The sequence below is a fragment of the Streptosporangium sp. NPDC001681 genome (genome assembly GCF_040298085.1).
Classification (GTDB): domain Bacteria; phylum Actinomycetota; class Actinomycetes; order Streptosporangiales; family Streptosporangiaceae; genus Streptosporangium.
Genome location: NZ_JBEOZN010000278.1, coordinates 1 through 3,374, shown reverse-complemented (window position 1 = coordinate 3,374; position 3,374 = coordinate 1). Strand labels below are relative to the sequence as shown.

Genomic DNA, 3,374 nt, shown 5'->3' with positions numbered 1-3,374 from the left:
GGGCCCGCGGTCACGGTCGACACGGCGTGCTCGTCCTCGCTGGTCGCCCTGCACCTGGCGGTGCAGTCGCTGCGCTCGGGCGAGTCCGACCTGGCGCTGGCCGGCGGAGTCGCGGTCATGGCCTCGCCCGCCGTGTTCGTCGAGTTCTCCCGGCAGCGCGGGCTGGCCCCCGACGGCCGATGCAAGGCGTACGCGGGGGCCGCCGACGGCACCGGCTGGGCCGAGGGCGTGACCCTGCTCCTCGTCGAGCGCCTCGCGGACGCCCGGCGGCTCGGCCACGAGGTGCTGGCCGTGGTACGTGGTACGGCGGTGAACCAGGACGGCGCCTCCAACGGGCTGACGGCGCCGAACGGCCCGTCGCAGCAGCGGGTCATCCGGCAGGCGCTCACCAACGCCGGGCTCGCGCCCTCGCAGGTGGACGCCGTTGAGGGCCACGGCACGGGTACCACGCTGGGCGACCCGATCGAGGCGCAGGCGCTCATCGCCACGTACGGCCAGGACAGGTCCGATGAGCGGCCGCTGTGGCTGGGCTCGCTGAAGTCGAACATCGGGCACACCCAGGCGGCGGCCGGAGCGGCCGGGATCATCAAGATGGTGCAGGCGATCCGTCACGGCGTCCTGCCCAGGACGCTCCACGTGGACGAGCCGTCGCCGCACGTGGACTGGTCGGCCGGAGCCGTGGAACTGCTCACCGAGGCGCGGTCCTGGCCGGAGACGGGCGCGCCGCGCCGGGCGGGGGTGTCGGCGTTCGGGGTCAGTGGCACCAACGCCCACGTGATCATCGAACAGGCTCCGCCGGTCGAGGCGACGCCCACCCGGGCGGAGCCGCGTGGCGGACCGCTCCCCTGGACGGTGTCGGGCAGGACCCCGGAGGCCCTGTACGGCCAGGCCGCCCGCCTGGCCGACTTCGTCGAGGCTTCCGATGACGCGGCCGAAATCGACCCCCGGGACGTCGGACTCTCCCTCGCCACCACGCGATCGGCCTTCGAGCATCGCGCCGTCGTCCTCGCCGAGGACACCGACGGGTTCGTGTCCGGCCTGCGCGCGCTGGCCGCCGGGACCTCCTCGCCCCGGGTGGTACGCGGTGTCGCGGATGTCGAGGGCGAGGGCAGGGTGGTGTTCGTCTTCCCCGGGCAAGGGTCCCAGTGGGCGGGGATGGCGGTCGAGCTGCTCGACTCCGCTCCGGTGTTCGCCCACCGGCTGGCGGCCTGTGGCCAGGCGCTCTCCCCGTACGTGGACTGGTCGCCCGCAGACGTCCTGCGTGGTGTGCCGGGCGCACCCGATCCGGACCGGGTGGACGTGGTCCAGCCGTTGCTGTGGGCGGTGATGGTGTCGCTGGCCGCCCTCTGGGAGTCCTATGGCGTCCGCCCCGCCGCCGTCGTCGGGCACAGCCAGGGCGAGATCGCCGCGGCGTGCGTGGCCGGAACCCTGTCGCTGGAGGATGCCGCACGAGTCGTCGCGCTCCGCAGTCGTGCCATCCTGGCCCTGGCCGGGAGCGGAGCCATGGCGTCGGTGGCGCTGCCACCGGGTGAGGTGGAGGCCAGGATCATCGGGCTGGCGGGTCGCGTCTCGGTGGCCGCCGTCAACGGTCCCTCGTCGGTGGTGATCTCCGGCGATCCGGACGCGGTGGCCGGGCTCGTCGACGACTACCGGGAGCAGGACGTACGGGCCCGGCTCATCCCGGTGGACTACGCCTCCCACTCCGCGCATGTCGAGCGGGTCCGCGCGGAGGTGGGCGAGGCCCTCGCGCCGATCCGGCCGCGTCCCGGTGACGTGCCGATCCTGTCCACGGTCACCGCCGACTGGATCGGCACGGCGCCGATGGACGCGGACTACTGGTACGCGAACCTCCGTGAGCGGGTCCGGTTCGAGGAGGCCACCCGTGCGCTTGCCGAGCGGGGATACGACGTGTTCATCGAGGTCAGCCCCCATCCGGTGCTGACCTCCGGCATCCAGGAGACCCTCGAAGGCACCGCCAGGCCGGGCGCGGTCGTGGCGGGATCGCTGCGCCGCGACCACGGCGGCCTCGACCGGTTCCACACGTCTCTGGCGGAGGTGTACGTCCGAGGTGTCCCGGTGGACTGGCGGGCGGTGTACCCCGGCGCCCGCCGGATACCGCTGCCGACCTACTCCTTCCGCCACCGCCGCTTCTGGCTCGACGCCGCGCCCGCCGGAGGCAGGCCGCTTGAGGTGCCGACCGTGGCGGAACCCGTGACCCGGTCGATCGCCATGCTGGCCGGAGCCGAGCTGGACGAAGCGCTGGTCGAGCTGGTCCGCGCCGAGTCGGCAGTCGTCCTGGGGCACGACGGCGCGAGCGCCATCGACCTCGGACGGGCCTTCCGGGAGCTTGGCCTGGACTCATTGACCGCCGTCGACCTGCGCAACCGGCTCGGCGCGGCCACCGGCCTGCGGTTGCCGGCCACGCTGGTCTTCGACTACCCCACGCCCGCCGCGATCGTCGGCTACCTCAGGAACGAACTGTCGTCGTCCGGGGAAGCCGTCCGGTTCCCCTCCGCCTCGGCCTCACTCGACTACCTGGAGGCGGTGTTCTCCTCCGGTGCCGAGAACGACCCCGAGTACGCGGAGCTCCTGACCCGGATGCGGGTCCTGCTCGACCGGTGGGGGACGGTCGCGCCACCGGTGGGCGCGGGCATCGACCTGGACTCCGCGACCGACGAGGAGCTGTTCCGGCTCCTCGACCACGACATCGACTCCCTTTGACGCTGAGGAGCGCATCCACCATGGCCGACGAGAAGCTTCGCGAATACCTGAAACGAGCGATCGCCGATGTCCACAGTCTGCGGGGGCGGCTGCACGAGGTCGAGTCTGCGGGCAGGGAGCCGATCGCGATCGTGGGAATGTCCTGCCGGTTTCCCGGCGACGTGAACTCGCCGGAGGACCTGTGGGATCTGGTCGCCGCGGGCCGGGACGCGGTGTCACGGTTCCCCGCGGACCGGGGCTGGGACCTGGACGGCCTGTTCGACCCCGATCCCGACCATCCCGGCACGTCGTACACTCGGTACGGCGGCTTTCTGAGTGACGTCGCGGGCTTCGACGCGGAGTTCTTCGGGATCTCGCCGCGCGAGGCGCTGGCGATCGACCCGCAGCAGCGGCTGCTCCTGGAGAGCGCCTGGGAGGTGTTCGAGCAGGCCGGCATCGATCCGGCTCCGCTCCGAGGCAGTCGTACGGCGGTGTTCGCGGGGCTCGCGGGCGGTGACTACGCCGCCGGTTCCAGAACGCCCGAGGAACTGGAAGGCCACCTGGGCATCGGCACGCTGCGCAGTGTGGCGTCGGGCCGGATCGCCTACACGTTCGGGTTCGAGGGGCCCGCGGTCACGGTCGACACGGCGTGCTCGTCCTCGCTGGTCGCCCTG

The 3,374-nt window shown here is 72.8% G+C and carries 2 protein-coding genes; both read left to right on the top strand.

The features are described from left to right. Window positions 1-2,721: type I polyketide synthase (locus tag ABT130_RS47255; protein WP_350966446.1), on the top strand; the 2,721-nt coding region annotated here is incomplete at its 5' end. Window positions 2,722-2,741: 20 nt separating this feature from the next. Then, window positions 2,742-3,374 (top strand): beta-ketoacyl synthase N-terminal-like domain-containing protein (locus ABT130_RS47250; protein ID WP_350966445.1); only part of this gene is annotated, 633 nt, incomplete at its 3' end.